This window comes from Gammaproteobacteria bacterium (assembly GCA_040183005.1).
Lineage (GTDB): Bacteria > Pseudomonadota > Gammaproteobacteria.
In genome coordinates this window covers 1188037-1202910 of the sequence record JAMPIW010000007.1, presented here as the reverse complement: position 1 = coordinate 1202910, position 14874 = coordinate 1188037, and the positions used below count along the sequence as shown (strand labels likewise).

Annotated in this window: 13 protein-coding genes and 1 tRNA gene; 11 read left to right on the top strand and 3 right to left on the bottom strand. The window is 56.0% G+C overall.

Annotated features, from left to right (window positions below):
• The first annotated feature begins 105 nt into the window (after positions 1 to 105).
• The 11 genes from M3A44_11575 to pnp all read left to right on the top strand — a co-directional run bounded on the left by M3A44_11575 (position 106) and on the right by pnp (position 12574).
• A complete protein-coding gene (locus tag M3A44_11575; GenBank protein MEQ6342263.1) occupies positions 106 to 1131 on the top strand; it encodes a hypothetical protein in 1026 nt (341 codons plus the stop codon).
• Entirely contained in the window at positions 1128 to 1592 is a 465-nt protein-coding gene (locus tag M3A44_11570; protein ID MEQ6342262.1) for a hypothetical protein, read from the top strand. The genes M3A44_11575 and M3A44_11570 overlap by 4 nt, the downstream gene beginning before the upstream one ends.
• Positions 1571 to 3451 (top strand): EAL domain-containing protein, encoded by a 1881-nt coding sequence (locus tag M3A44_11565; protein ID MEQ6342261.1) that lies wholly within the window; start codon positions 1571 to 1573, stop codon positions 3449 to 3451. Before M3A44_11570 ends, M3A44_11565 begins: the two co-directional genes overlap by 22 nt.
• Before the next feature lie 111 nt (positions 3452 to 3562).
• A tRNA-Met gene (locus tag M3A44_11560) sits at positions 3563 to 3639 on the top strand.
• Between the two features lie 221 nt (positions 3640 to 3860).
• Complete coding sequence (gene rimP, locus M3A44_11555) at positions 3861 to 4322, top strand: ribosome maturation factor RimP (GenBank protein MEQ6342260.1); 462 nt, start codon at positions 3861 to 3863, stop codon at positions 4320 to 4322.
• Positions 4323 to 4382: 60 nt separating this feature from the next.
• A complete protein-coding gene (gene nusA / locus M3A44_11550) occupies positions 4383 to 5873 on the top strand; it encodes a transcription termination factor NusA (protein ID MEQ6342259.1) in 1491 nt (496 codons plus the stop codon).
• A 27-nt stretch (positions 5874 to 5900) separates the two neighbouring features.
• A complete protein-coding gene (infB, locus tag M3A44_11545; GenBank protein ID MEQ6342258.1) occupies positions 5901 to 8465 on the top strand; it encodes a translation initiation factor IF-2 in 2565 nt (854 codons plus the stop codon).
• A 67-nt stretch (positions 8466 to 8532) separates the two neighbouring features.
• Positions 8533 to 8910 (top strand): 30S ribosome-binding factor RbfA, encoded by a 378-nt coding sequence (gene rbfA / locus M3A44_11540; protein MEQ6342257.1) that lies wholly within the window; start codon positions 8533 to 8535, stop codon positions 8908 to 8910.
• Between the two features lie 57 nt (positions 8911 to 8967).
• Positions 8968 to 9891 carry a tRNA pseudouridine(55) synthase TruB gene (gene truB, locus M3A44_11535; GenBank protein MEQ6342256.1) on the top strand — a complete coding sequence of 308 codons (924 nt, stop codon included), beginning with the start codon at positions 8968 to 8970 and terminating at the stop codon, positions 9889 to 9891.
• 163 nt (positions 9892 to 10054) lie between these two features.
• A complete protein-coding gene (rpsO, locus tag M3A44_11530) occupies positions 10055 to 10324 on the top strand; it encodes a 30S ribosomal protein S15 (GenBank protein ID MEQ6342255.1) in 270 nt (89 codons plus the stop codon).
• Positions 10325 to 10480: 156 nt separating this feature from the next.
• The gene (gene pnp, locus M3A44_11525; GenBank protein ID MEQ6342254.1) at positions 10481 to 12574 is read left to right on the top strand and encodes a polyribonucleotide nucleotidyltransferase; all 2094 of its coding nucleotides are present in this window, start codon (positions 10481 to 10483) and stop codon (positions 12572 to 12574) included.
• A gap of 98 nt (positions 12575 to 12672) precedes the next feature.
• On the opposite strand, the gene M3A44_11520 is transcribed toward pnp, so the two are convergent.
• The 3 genes from M3A44_11520 to M3A44_11510 form a co-directional block, all read right to left on the bottom strand.
• Complete coding sequence (locus M3A44_11520) at positions 12673 to 13002, bottom strand: 4a-hydroxytetrahydrobiopterin dehydratase (GenBank protein ID MEQ6342253.1); 330 nt, start codon at positions 13000 to 13002, stop codon at positions 12673 to 12675.
• 4 nt (positions 13003 to 13006) lie between these two features.
• Entirely contained in the window at positions 13007 to 13300 is a 294-nt protein-coding gene (locus M3A44_11515) for a cytochrome c (GenBank protein ID MEQ6342252.1), read from the bottom strand.
• A gap of 278 nt (positions 13301 to 13578) precedes the next feature.
• Positions 13579 to 14832, bottom strand: a complete 1254-nt coding sequence (locus M3A44_11510) for a M48 family metallopeptidase (GenBank protein ID MEQ6342251.1) — start codon at positions 14830 to 14832, stop codon at positions 13579 to 13581.
• Between the last annotated feature and the right edge of the window lie 42 nt (positions 14833 to 14874).

Sequence of the window (14874 nt, the reverse complement as noted above, 5' to 3'; positions counted from 1 at the left end):
CTATGCCGGGATGTGATACCTGGTATGGGGGTTTTTCTATTTTGTTGGACCTGTAAGTGGAGTGTTCGGGTGAGAGGAAAAGCGCAAAATATCCTATCTGTTTTTATGTTGTTTGCCGTTGTGCATGCAGCGCCGACCAGTGCCGCTAACGAATTTATCCTCTTCCCTGAAGTCCGTCTGTCCAGCCAATCCCCCCATTCCTCAACTAATGACACGAGCAGCAAGGTTATTGCCGGGGTAGACCTCTTTTATGCGCATGACAGCGGCAAGCTGCGGCTTCTGGGTGAAGCGGTTTTATATAAGCATGAGCAGGAGGTGGAACGTCTCCAAGCGGGTTGGCGGCTGCAGCCGGAAACTACCCTCTGGCTGGGGCGCTACCATAACCTGCTGGGCAACTGGAATTCGCATTTCCATCATGGGGCATATTTCCAGACTTCGATAAGCCGGCCGGGGATCGCCGAATTCGAAGGAGAAGGCGGGGCGCTGCAAACCCATATTACAGGCGCTCTGCTGGAGGGGGTGGTGGCCACCGGCGCAGGCGGGTTGAGCTATGCTGTGGCTGTGGGCGCGGGTTCGGGCTTCAGTGTGGGTCGGGGTCTGGAACCGTTGGACGTGCTGCGTCCCGGTGTCGGCCAGCACAGGCTTAGCGTGGCTGCGCGAGCTGCATATCGCGCTGATGCCGATGGTATGGATGAGGCCGGGGTATTCGCCAGCCATGCGCGCATCCCCTCTGACGGTATTGCGCCGCTGGATATTGAGCAGGTCGTGGGAGGTGGCTATCTCAACTGGGAATGGGAGCGGCTGCGGTTGCTCTCCGCCGCGTATTGGGTACGCAATACACTGGGTTTCCCAAGCGGGCGCAATTCTGATGCGTTCAGAAACGGCTATGCTCAACTGGAACACGAGGGATGGGTGGACTGGACGTTCTACGGTCGGCTGGAGGGTACACAGGGTGGTGGCCATGACGCCTATCTGACCTTGTTTCCCGATTTTGTCCGTGCGCGCAATCTGGGTGGCGTGCGTTTTGACTTCATGCGCCGGCAATCCCTAAAACTTGAAATCTCCAACGTTCACCTGCAAGGCCGTACTTACCGCCCCATTGTCCTGCAATGGAGTGCGAGGTTCCCATGAGGCGTGTCCGGCAGTTGATCGGATTGTGCTGTGTGTGGTGGCTGTGCTGCGCCGTGGGGAATGCCTGGTCATCCGAAGAACAGATAGTGGTGCTGGTGACCAGCGCCAATACTATAGTGCCGCAGCTCTCCCCCATTGAGGTGCGCAAGCTGTTTCTGGGTATTCCGGTGATCAAGAACGGCCAGCGCATCGAGCCGTTGCTCAATCAGAGCGATCCTTTGCTGTATGAAGTGTTTCTGCAGAAAGTTATGTTCATGTCGGCGTCTGGTTACGAGCGGCGTTTGCTTTCCCGGACGTTCCAGCATGGCGATGCACCTCTGCTCGAATTTTCGGATTTGGCGGCATTAAGCAATGCTCTACGCAACAGGCCGGGCACGGTTAGTTTTATGTGGGAACAAGTTACACGCGCCAGGCCAGGGTTGAGGGTGGTACAGGAATTATGTCGCAATCCAGCGGAATAGCGCACCTCTTCCGCAGTCTGACGGGGCGTTTGGTGACGGGTGTCCTGGTGGCTCACGCAATCCTGATTCCGCTGCTGTTCGGCGGCGTTCTTTATATTGTGAAGGAAGGGTATCAAACCCAGTTTATTGATCAGGCACGTTCCTATTCCCACCTGCTTGCCATTCTGGCGAGCAAAGACATACGCATGGTGCCTTTGCAGGCATTGATCGATGAAGTCCTGTTGAGCGGCAATATCGCGTTTGTAGAGGTGATAGATGATTCTGGCAAGGTGGTTTCCAGAGGGGCTGCCGGAGTGATTGCGAATTTTCGCGAGGATTTTTTCTTTAACCAGCATGACGATTCAGTTTATTTTATTTCGCTCCCGATCCGTGATGCCACTGGAACGAGTGCCGCGTTGCGAATCGGGTACGACGAGATACCAACCCAGCAGCAGATTGATCTCGCCGAGCAGCGGGCTTTATATCTGGCTGCGGGATATCTCTCTTTAGTTTTGTTCCTGGTGTTCTTTGGGGGTAGAGCCCTCAATCTTATGCGCCGGAAATTGGTCAGCCAAGCCAGCGTTCTGGAGCATCAGGCATTGCATGACGCCTTGAGTGGCCTACCTAATCGTGCCTTAATGCATGACCGCTTGCACCAGATGATTCTCACCGCTCAGCGTGATATGACGACGTTTTCCATATTGTTGATGGATCTGGATCATTTCAAGGAGGTGAATGATACGTTGGGACACCATGCAGGGGATATTATCTTGCAACAGACCGCTTCCCGCCTGCGCGATGCGGTCCGGGAGTCTGATACTGTCGCACGGCTGGGGGGCGATGAATTCGCCATAGTGCTGCCTAGGGTGGATGCGAGAGACGCCACTGCAATCGCAGAAAAGATTCTGAAGGCGCTCCAGGAACCTTTTGATCTGGATGGCAGGATTCTGCATATTGGGGCTAGTTTGGGAATTGTCTTGTTTCCTGCGCATGGCGGTGACGTTGTCAATCTGCTGCGGCGCGCGGACGTGGCCATGTATGCCGCCAAAAGGGCGGGCGGCGGTCTGATCCTTTACGATGCCAGTCTGGATCAGCACAGTCTGGACCGGCTGACACTGGCCACTGAGTTGCGTCAAGGGGTCGGGCAGGGCGAAATTGAGGTGTATTATCAGCCTAAGGTGGACCTGCGCAGTGGTCAAGTTTGTGGTGTCGAAGCGCTGGCGCGATGGCAGCATCCGCGGCGAGGGCTCGTCCTGCCAGAGGAGTTCATTCCGGTGGCGGAACGCACGGGAATCATCAATACGCTGACGCTGCATGTTCTCGAGGCGGCGGTACGCCAGTGTGATCTTTGGCATCGCAGCGGCTGGCAAATAAGCATGGCCGTAAATCTCTCGCCCTTGAGCTTGCTGGATGCGCAGTTCGCGGAGAGGGTGCGTGAAATTCTACATGGCGCTGATCTACCTCCTTCCTTCTTGATTCTGGAGATTACAGAAGAAGCTATCATGGCGGAGGGGCTACAGTCGCAGGAAACACTGACGCGCTTGGCTGCCATAGGGGTGGGGATTACGATTGATGATTTCGGCACAGGTTATTCTTCACTGGGGCGCTTGAAAAAACTGCCAGTGTCGGAAATCAAGATCGACAAATCTTTTGTCATCGATATGCTGGTCGATGGCAACGATGCCGCCATCGTTCAAGCCACCATTGATTTGGCGCGTAATTTGGGGCTTAGAGTTGTGGGGGAGGGTGTAGAGACGCAGCAACACCAGGAGAAGCTGTCAGCTTTTGGGTGCGACATGGCGCAAGGTTACTATATCAGCCGTCCGTTGCCGGCGCTTGAAATCCAGCATCTGTTCATGACAGGCAAAGCGGGGGGGTAGCTCGCGGACGATATATATGGAACTTTCCGCGAGCCCCCCATTATTTTTGTTGAAGACTGATATAAGACTTGAATGAACCTCCCCTGCTCGTGTACTATATGCACATGTTGATGCGGGGTGGAGCAGTCTGGCAGCTCGTCGGGCTCATAACCCGAAGGTCGCAGGTTCAAATCCTGCCCCCGCTACCAAAATAACAACAAAAAGCCCCGTTATTCGGGGCTTTGTTTTTTGTCGGCCTGTGGCGTGTTGCTGAAAAAAGCGGAGACGGTTTGTTTTCGGTAACTGGTTGGGGTGAGTGCCTTGGTCGTTGGTTTCCCGGCGACAAACCGTTATAATCGCCCCTGAAAGAGCGCTGGTTTTTTGGAGTGGGCCGTTGGCCCTTTTTTTGTTTTAGCGGGTCGTTCAAGAGATGATACGTCAGGCACCGTTAGGCTTGCAGAAGCTGATTGAACCGGCGGTAACCGTACTTGGGTACGAGCTCGTCGGCATAGAATACTTGCCGCAGGGGCGGCATTCCCTGTTGCGCATATATATTGACGCCCCAGATGGCGTTACTGTTGATGATTGCCAGCGCGTCAGTCATCAGGTGGACGGTTTGCTGGACGTGGAAGATCCAATCTCCGGCCAGTACTCTCTGGAAGTGTCGTCGCCTGGGGCGGATCGATTGTTGTTCAATGTTGAACACTTTATCCGCTTTACGGGAAGGCGGATAAAGCTGCGTTTGGACTCTTTGCTTGAGGGGCGGCGCAACTTCACTGGCGTGCTGCAGGGCGTGCAGGATGGCAATGTGCTGATTGAAGAGGATGGCAAGGTTGCGTCTTTGCCGCTGGACAAGATAGAAGTGGCGCGTTTGGTGCCCGAATTTGATTAGACCGGGATGCGTTAAAGCCCGGTTGCTGTATTGTGAGCGAATGATCCAAGGGCGGGAGTCATGAACAAAGAAATTTTGCTGGTTGTTGATGCGGTGTCCAACGAGAAGGGCGTCGGCAAAGAAGTGATTTTCGGTGCCATCGAGGCTGCGCTTGCGATGGCGACCAAGAAGCGCTATGAGAGTGAAGTCGACGTGCGCGTTGCGATTGATCGTGCGACGGGTGATTACGAGACATTCCGCCGCTGGCTGGTGATCGATGATGCCGCGGAGATCGAGTATCCTGAAAAAGAGATTGCCCTGAGCGAGGCGCGCAAGAAAGATCCCGCGGCGGTTGTTGGCGGATACATCGAAGAGTCGATGGAATCTATCTCCTTTGGCCGCATAGCCGCACAAACTGCCAAACAGGTGATTGTGCAAAAAGTGCGCGAGGCAGAGCGCTCGCAGGTCGTGGATGCCTATAAAAGCCGCATAGGCCAGTTGGTGACGGGTGTAGTTAAGCGCGCGGATCGCAGCGGTATCACCCTTGATCTGGGCGGCAATGCCGAGGCGCTCATCAACCGCGAAGACATGATTCCTCGCGAGGCTGTGCGGGCCGGCGACCGCCTGCGCGGCTATCTGCGCGAAGTACGTTCAGAGAGCCGTGGTCCCCAGATTTTCATAAGCCGCACAGCGCCCGAATTTCTCATCGAACTGTTCAAGCTCGAAGTACCCGAGGCGGGCGAGGGGTTGATTGATATCATGGGTGCGGCCCGTGATCCCGGCTTGCGGGCGAAGATCGCGGTAAGGTCGAATGACCCGCGTATTGACCCGGTGGGTGCCTGTGTCGGTATGCGCGGTTCGCGTGTGCAGGCGGTTTCCAATGAGCTGGCGGGTGAGCGCATTGATATCGTGCTGTGGAACGAAAACCCTGCGCAGTTTGTGATTAATGCCATGTCGCCAGCGGAGGTCACGTCCATCGTGGTGGATGAAGATGCGCACAGCATGGATGTTGCGGTAGCGGAGGACAATCTTTCGCAGGCGATAGGCCGTGGCGGACAGAATGTACGTCTGGCCAGCTATCTGACGGGCTGGGAGCTGAATGTCATGACCGAAGGCCAGGCGGAGGCCAAGAGCGAGGCCGAGGCTCAGTCGACACTGGCGATATTCGTGGAACAGCTTGATGTTGACGAGGAAGTGGCGGCTATCCTGGTGCAGGAGGGATTTTCCAGCATCGAAGAGGTTGCGTATGTTCCCGTCCACGAGATGTTGCAGATTGAAGAGTTTGATGAGGATATTGTCAATGAGCTGCGCAACCGAGCGCGGGATGTGTTGTTAACCCGCGCCATTGCCAGTGAAGAGAATCTGGAAAAGGCCGCCCCCGCCCCTGATTTGCTTGAGGTGGAGGGCATGGATCCGCGTTTGGCCTACCTCCTCGCCGAGCGTGGCGTGGTGACGCGGGAAGATCTGGCGGAACAGTCGGTGGATGAGCTGACGGCGATTGAAGATGTGGACGCGGCTCTTGCAGGCAAGTTAATCATGGCCGCGCGTGCACATTGGTTTGCGGCTCAGTAACCGAATTGTAAAGGGCAGGAGATAGGAATGTCGCAAGTAACAGTTGAGCAGTTTGCCAATGCCGTAGGCATCCCTGTTGATCGCCTGCTGACTCAGCTAGGGGCGGCAGGATTGCCGGTAAAAGGCGCAGATGAACCGATCAGCGACAAGGAAAAGCTGCTGCTGTTGGGCTACTTGCGCCAGGCGCATGGGGCAGACGAGTCTCTCGCCGTGGCGGAACCCAAGAAGGTGACGCTGAAGCGCAAGATTGTCAGTGAATTAAAGCAGGCCGGCGCACCGGGCAAGGCGAAAACGGTTAACGTCGAGGTGCGTGGCAAGCGTACCTATGTCAAGCGCAGTGTTGTTGCCGCTGAAGAGATGGCGCGCATTGAAAGTCAGGCCGCCGAGCGCGGGGAAGTTGCGGGTCGGAGCTTGCAGGAAGAGGCTCAGCAGCAAAGAGAGCTGGAAGAAAAACAAAAGGCCGAGGCGCTTGCAAGGCAGGAGCAGGATGCGAAACTCCAGGCTGAGCAGGAAGCGAAGCTCAAGGCGGAGCAGGAGGCCAAGCTCAAGACCGAGCAAGAGACGCGTTTAAAGGCTGAACAAGAGACAAAGCGTGTCGCTGAGCAAGCAGTAAAGCCAGCGGTGGTGAAGCCTAAAACAGAGACTGCCGAGCGTGAGCAGGCGGCCAAAAAAGTCAAGCATCGTGACGAGAAGGACGAGCGATCGACCAAATATGGCCGCAGTGAGTTACACGTATCAGCGGATAAGTCCGGCCATCGCAAAAAGAAAGTCAGGGGCAGGCCTGCCACGTTTGGCGCCCCCACCGCCAAGCACGGTTTTGAAAGGCCCACCGCGCCCGTTGTGCGCGAGGTCAGCGTGCCGGAGACCATCACGGTTGCCGAACTCGCTCAAAAGATGTCTGTCAAGGCAGTTGAAGTGATCAAGCTCATGATGAAAATGGGCAGTATGGTCACGATCAACCAGGTGATTGATCAGGAGACGGCGGCGGTTGTTGTCGAGGAGCTGGGGCATGTCCCCAAGCTGTTGCGTGAGAGTGCGCTGGAAGAGGATCTGGCCAAGAGCGAGACCGTGACGGGAGAGCAGGCGACACGCGCCCCGGTGGTGACCATAATGGGCCATGTCGATCACGGCAAGACCTCATTGCTTGATTACATTCGCCGCGCCAAAGTCGCTGCAGGCGAAGCAGGTGGCATTACCCAGCATGTCGGCGCCTACCATGTGGAAACCGACAAGGGAATGATCACTTTCCTGGATACGCCGGGTCATGAGGCGTTTACCGCGATGCGTGCCCGTGGCGCAAAGGTCACCGATATCGTGGTGCTGGTGGTGGCCGCCGATGATGGGGTCATGCCGCAGACTATCGAGGCCATCGAGCATGCCAAGGCGGCAGGCGTTGCGCTGGTAGTGGCTGTGAACAAGATCGACAAGCCGGGCGTCGACCCGGAGCGCGTCAAGCAGGAGCTGGTGCAGCGCGGAGTGGTCCCCGAGGAATGGGGCGGCGATACGATCTTCACCAATGTGTCTGCCAAGACCGGTGAAGGGGTTGATACCTTGCTGGATAATATCCTGGTTCAGTCGGAAGTGATGGAGTTGACCGCAGTAAGGGATTGCCCCGCATCGGGTGTAGTGATCGAATCCAGTCTTGACAAGGGGCGCGGCCCGGTAGCCACCGTCTTGGTGAAGAACGGTACGCTGCGTAAGGGAGATATCCTGCTGAGTGGTCAGGAATATGGGCGAGTGCGCGCCATGTTCGATGAAAACGGCAATAACATCGATGAGGCCGGGCCGTCTGTTCCGGTAGTGGTGCTCGGTTTGTCCGGCACCCCCAATGCGGGTGATCATGCCATGGTAGTGGCTGAAGAACGCAAGGCACGTGAGATCGCATTGTTCCGCCAAGGCAAGTTCCGCGATGTGAAGCTTGCCCGCCAGCAGGCGACCAAGCTGGAAGATGTTTTCTCGCAAATGGAGAAGGGCAAGGTCAATGCGCTGAATCTGGTTATCAAGGCGGATGTGCAGGGTAGCGCCGAGGCGCTCAGAGAATCACTGACACGGCTTTCCAGTGACGAGGTGCAGGTAAGGGTTCTCGCCAGTGGTGTGGGTGGCATTAACGAATCGGATGTCAATCTGGCGATTGCCTCGCAGGCGATCCTGATCGGTTTCAATGTGCGCGCCGATGCCTCAGCGCGCCGCTTGACTGCAGATTCGGGAGTTGACCTGCATTATTACAGCGTGATTTATGATGTTATAGACGAGGTCAAGCGCTCTATCTCTGGCATGCTTGCGCCCGAGATCAGGGAGCAGATCGTCGGCCTTGCCGAAGTGCGTGATGTGTTCAAGTCACCGAAGCTGGGAGCGATTGCGGGCTGTCTGGTAGTGGATGGTTCTGTGCGACGCAATAACCCGATACGCGTATTGCGCAACAATGTGGTGATTTTCGAAGGGCAGTTGGAATCGTTGCGCCGCTTTAAAGACGATGTAAACGAGGTTCGAGCCGGCACGGAATGCGGTATCGGCGTCAAGGATTACAACGACGTCAGGCCGGGCGATCAAATCGAGGTATATGAAAGGGTGCAGGTTGCCAGAACGTTGTAAAGCAGGAGTCGGTGCAAGGGGGAGGCGGGGATCGGTTGTCCGCCGCTGACCCCGACATTTAAAATTTATGGCAAAAGAATACAGTCGTACCCGGAGAGTTGCCACCCTGTTGCAGCGGGAGCTGGCGATATTGATTCAACAGGAGATCAATGATCCTGGGCTCGGTATGGTAACCGTGTCAGGCGTGGATCTTGCCTCGGACATGAAGCACGCCAAAGTATATGTGACCGTGTTCGGCAACACCCGCCCTGTTGATGAAGTGCTGGAAGTGCTGAAGGGGGCGGCGGGCTTTTTGCGCCATGAGGTGGCGCAACGGGTGCTAATGAGGGTAAATCCAGCGCTATCTTTTATCTATGATGCTTCTGTGGAAAAGGGGGCTAATCTGAGCGCCCTGATTGATGAGGCGGTAGCTAAGGGGCGGAATCCGTCTGACAAGCCCGAGTAATGATGTTTGCCGATTGTACATTACCTGCCATCCTGATTTATTGAGCCTGACATACGCATGAACCATCCCCGTCAGCCGCGCCGTGATGTTCATGGCATTATTCTGCTTGACAAGCCCTACGGCGTTAGCTCCAACTCCGCTTTGCAGCGAGTAAAACGTCTTTTCCAGGCGCGCAAAGCCGGGCACACGGGCAGTTTGGATCCACTAGCTACCGGCCTGCTGCCGGTTTGCCTGGGGGATGCCACCAAGATGTCGGGCTTCCTGTTGGATGCCGATAAATCCTATCGTGTCCGAATCAAGCTCGGCATCAAGACCGCCACCGGCGATGCCGAAGGTGCGGCAGTGGCCATTCGTCCTGTTGCTGATATCGACGAGCCGCGCCTGCTGCGCGTGCTGGCGGATTTTACCGGGCAGATTGAGCAGGTGCCGCCAATGCACTCCGCGATCAAACAGAATGGCCAGCCTTTATACAAGCTGGCGCATCAGGGTATCGTCGTTGAGCGCCAACCACGTAGTGTGATCATTCACAAGATCTCCCTGTTACAGTTTGATGGTGATCTGGTGGAGGTCGAGGTTGACTGCTCCAAGGGGACTTACATCCGTGTCTTGGCAGAAGATATCGGCGAGGCACTGGGGTGCGGCGCCCATGTGGCAGAATTGCGTCGCACCAGGGCGGGTCCGTTTGATGGCGTGCAGATGCTGACCCTGGATGCGCTGGAAGAACGCGCGAAAGAAGATTTGTCGTGTCTGGATGGCTTGTTGCTGCCGATGGATAGCGCATTGGCGCACTGGCCGGATGTTTTGCTGCCCGACGACGCAGCCTATTTTTTGCGTCAGGGACAGGCGGTGCGGGCCTCCCAGGCTCCGCTTAGTGGTTGGGTGAAGCTTTACACCCGCCAGCGACGCTTTCTGGGCGTGGGCTGTATGCTTGAGGATGGTCGGGTTGCCCCCAAGCGGCTTGTTGGCAGCATGGATGGTTAATCAGGGGGGGCAGTTAGAGTGGCTTTAAATAGACTTCTAAATTGCTGTTCTATTTTTTTTGGTGCAAATCTCATAAGGTTTGACCAAGTTTGTCTTGTAACCCGACATGCTGCGCGGGTACAATATTCGTTTTCGATTTTGTGAGCATAATAGAGGAGTTACCATGCCACTGAGCGCTGAAGGTAAGAGCGGAGTTGTAAAGCAGTACCAACGCACGGCCACTGACACAGGGTCGCCGGAAGTCCAGGTAGCGCTGCTGTCCGCGCGCATCGACCAGTTGTCGGGTCATTTTAAGGCCCATAGCAAAGATCACCATTCTCGTCAGGGTCTGTTGCGCATGGTGAGCCAGCGCAGAAAGCTGCTGGACTATGTCAAGAAAATCGATCTTGGTCGTTATCGCGATCTGATTGCGCGCCTTGGTTTGCGCCGATAACGTCTGCTACCCCCCCTTGAAAAAAGGGGTTTTTTATATCTGTGTTCTCTTCCGGGGCGCATGGGTGGGCTTTAAGCCCGTCCCTGTGCTTGCAGCAAGCGCGGGAGGTACCTGTGATTGCTGATGTCTCCTGGCGGTTATTTTAAGGAATTGGATGTGACCCTCATCAAAAAAGTTTTCCAGTACGGCGCTCACGACGTTACGATTGAAACAGGCGAAATTGCCCGCCAAGCCACAGGTGCCGTGATGTGCAGCATGGGCGACACGGTGGTTATGGTGACCTGTGTTGGAGTTAAAACAGCCGTGCCAGGCCGGGACTTCTTTCCGTTGACGGTCAACTACCAGGAGCGCACTTACTCCGCTGGCAAGATCCCTGGAGGATTTTTCAAGCGCGAAGGACGCCCCACCGAAAAAGAAACCCTCACTTCCCGCCTGATTGACCGCCCGCTCCGCCCCCTCTTCCCTGAAGGGTTTATCAACGAAGTCCAGATTATCGCCACGGTAGTTTCGCTGGACACCAATATCGACCCTGATATCCCCGCTATGCTAGGTGCGTCTGCGGCGGTTGCGATCTCCGGCATCCCCTTCGCTGGCCCGGTGGGCGCCGCCCGTGTGGGTTATAAGAATGGTCAATACATTCTCAACCCTGGCAAAGATCAGCTCAATGATTCCGAACTGGATCTGGTAGTGGCCGGTACGGAAAGCGCGGTGTTGATGGTGGAGTCCGAGGCCCGCGAACTGTCCGAGACAGTGATGCTGGATGCCGTGATGTTCGGCCATGAGCAATTGCAGATCGCGGTTAATGCAATACGCGAACTGGCCGCCGAGGTGGGTACGCCTGCCTGGGATTGGCAGCCTCCGGCAGCGGATCTTGATTTGCAGGAAGCGGTCAAGAGCGCCTGCGGTGGAGCGATTGCCGAGGCCTACCAGATTAAAGAGAAGCGTGTCCGTCAGCAGCGCCTTGCAGAGATTCGTAAAGATGTGGTTGCCAAGCTGTGCACCGAAGGCGCTCAGCCTGTTTGGGCTTCTGATGCCGTCAAAGGCGCCGTCGAGTCACTGGAAAGCGGTTTGGTGCGCAATAGTATTCTGGAAGGTGCGCCGCGTATCGATGGGCGTGACACCCGCTCTATCCGCCCTATCACCATCCGCACTGGCGTATTGCCTCGTGCCCATGGCTCCGCGTTGTTTACTCGTGGTGAGACCCAGGCTCTGGTAGTAGCTACGCTCGGCACTGCGCGTGATGCCCAAGTGATCGACGCGATTGAGGGTGAGCGCAAAGAGCCTTTCATGCTGCACTACAACTTCCCGCCGTCATGCACAGGCGAGACCGGCATGGTCGGCAGCCCGAAGCGCCGCGAGATCGGCCATGGCCGCCTTGCCAAGCGGGGTGTTATAGCGGTGATGCCGAACATGACCGATTATCCTTACGCAATCCGCGTGGTCTCCGAAATCACCGAGTCCAACGGTTCCAGCTCGATGGCTTCGGTGTGCGGCAGCAGCTTGGCGCTGATGGACGCTGGCGTGCCGATCAAAGCGCCGGTGGCTGGTATTGCTATGGGGCTGATCAAAGAGGGCGAGCGCTTCGCGGTGCTCAGCGACATTCTGGGTGATGAAGATCATCTGGGCGACATGGATTTCAAGGTTGCCGGGACCACGGGGGGCGTTACCGCCCTGCAAATGGACATCAAGATCGATGGCATTACTCGTGAGATCATGTCGGTTGCCTTGGATCAGGCCAAAGAGGGGCGTCTGCACATCCTGGGCAAGATGAATGCAGTGCTTTCCCAGCCGCGCGGCGAACTGTCTGAATACGCGCCGCGTTATGTCACCTTCAAGATCAATCCCGAGCGCATCCGTGATGTGATCGGCAAGGGCGGCGCCACCATTCGCGCGTTAACCGAAGAAACCGGCACCAGTATCGACATCACTGATGACGGCACGGTGAAAATCGCCTCTGTAGACAAGGCCGCCGGATTGGAGGCGCGTCGCCGCATCGAGGAGATCACTGCCGATGTGGAAGTGGGCAGGGTCTATGAGGGCAAGGTGTCAAAACTGATGGATTTCGGTGCCTTCGTAACCATACTTCCTGGTAAGGATGGCTTGGTGCATATCTCCCAGATCTCAGATGACCGCGTTGAGAACGTTAGTGATAAGCTGACCGAAGGCGAAGTAATCAAGGTCAAGGTGCTGGAGATAGACAAGCAGGGACGTATCCGTCTGAGCATGAAAGCTGTTGGTAAAGACGGCTAACAAAGCCGTATAAGTATCAAAATAAGTATCAAAAAAGGCCGGGGCGAGATATCGCCCCGGCCTTTTTTGTGGGTCGCGCGTAGCGCGCCATTTCCAGGTTAAAGCAAGGCGTCAATCTTCGCCGCGCAGATAAAATCATTTTTCGACAATCCATTGATTGTGTGGGTGCTGTAGCGCACCTCGCAGTTGCTGTAATGCACGGTGAGGGTGGGGTGGTGATCTTCCTGGTGGGCTATCCACGCCAAGGCATTCACGAACGCAATAGTTTGGTAATAGTTCTTGAAGTTAAAGATCCGGCTGATTTCGGTGCCAGTATCGTTGATCTCCCAGTTATTCAAATGCTTGAGCAGCGCCAGCGCTGCCGCCTTGGCAAGCGGCGCTTCACCGGCTTGGCAGGGGCGGCAATGCCTGGCGATAAGGTCTGTCATGGTGTTATTTAAATTTGTAAAAGGTCGCGTTCAAGTAGGCAACGACATCCCCTTTTTGTGCGTCAGACCAGCCCAGCTTGTTCATGCTTTCGCAGAATTGCACGCGTTTTTTCAGTGCGGATAGCGAGTGAATAATGCTGTTCGGTCGCGTATGTATGCTGGAATCGTGACAGGAAAAGCAGTTGGCTTTGTAGAGTTTCTCACCTTGATTGAGGTCTGTGGCCTTGGCATGGCCCGCATAAAACATCAGCGCGGCCAGAATCAGGGTGGTGTTCAGTATCAAACGAGGTTGGTCCATGGCGATCTCCTTATATGTGCCGGTTTAGAGCCTGCCTGTGAATAAATCATCCCTGCGTTGCCGCCCCAAAACACGCCAAGCAAGGCGCGAGACGCGAAGTTTGGTGATTCCAAATGAGCGGCGAGCAACGCCGCATGGCGTGTTTTGGGGCGCAACCCGGAGGGACGGGGCTGGTTTTGCGCAGTGCGGCGTCACGCTTCGCTCATGTGCAACAAGCACACTGCGCTCAGTGTTCCTTGTCCTGCGCAAAACCAGCCTCCGTCGCAGGGATGATTTATTCACAGACAGGCTCTTAATTTAGCAGATAAGTTCGCAATTCGCACGGGGGCCGGAGGGTGAGAGTCGTGGTACGCCGAATAGAGCGGATCGGGCGTTAGCGTGGCGGCGTTCTCCTTATAGAGCTTGACCAGTGCGCGGATCAAATCGTTTGGGTCGGTTTGCGCAGCGGCAAAGTCGTCGGCCTCGAATTCATGTTTACGCATGAAATAGGCCGTCACCGGCTGCATGAAAAAATTGAATACCGGCGCCACCAGTAAAAACAGCATTAATCCCATGTAAGGGGAGGGCTGTGTTACTCCCAGTCCGGCATAAAACCACGCCTGATCCAGCAGCCAGCCGAGCAGGGCAAGCCCGGCCAGCGCCGCCACCGCAGCCAGGGCGATGCGTTTGTGGATGTGGTGGCGCTTGAAGTGGCCCAGTTCGTGGGCCAGCACCGCCTCGATCTCATCGGCACTCAGCGCGTTAATCAGGGTGTCGAAAAAGACAATGCGCTTATTTGTACCCAATCCCGTGAAATAGGCGTTGCCATGCCCGGAGCGGCGCGAGCCGTCCATGACAAAGATGCCCTGGCTGGCGAAGCCGTTGCGGTTCAGCAAGGTCATCACGCGATCCCGCAGCGCGCCGTCCTGCAAGGGCTTGAATTTATTGAACAACGGCGCGACTACTGCAGGATAGGCCCACATCATCAGCAGTATAAATCCCATCCACACCGCCCAGGTGTACAGCCACCATAAACTGCCGCTATTTCCCAGCAGCCATAGAACAAGCCACGCCAGTGGCGCGCCCAGCACTAGCAGCAGGACGCTTTGCTTGATGAGGTCGATGATGAACAGCTTGGGCGTGGTGTGATTGAATCCAAAGCGTTGTTCAAGCCTGAATGTCTGGTAGACAGACATCGGCAAATCAAGCAATTGTGTCAGTATAAATACGCTGGTCAGCACGCCCACACCAGTTGCGAGCGGGGTGAAATGCAGGTTGCGCCAGACATGGTCCATGAGGTCCAGCCCGCCACCAAGCGTCCATCCCACTAATAAGAGGGTGCCGATGCAGATTTCTGCCGTCTCCAGCCGCGTTTTGGCGACCGTATAATCCGCAGCGCGCTGATGGGCGGGTTCGGGGATCGTATCGCGGAAGGCGTCAGGCACGTGCTTGCGGTGGGTCAGGACATGGGCCTGTTGGCGGTGCGCCAGCCACAGGCGTATAACGGCGCTGAGCGTCAGCATAGTGAGAAATATCAGGGTAAAAACAGTCATGGGCTAAAATAATCTCCGGTTTTTTTCCGCGCAGGGGAATCT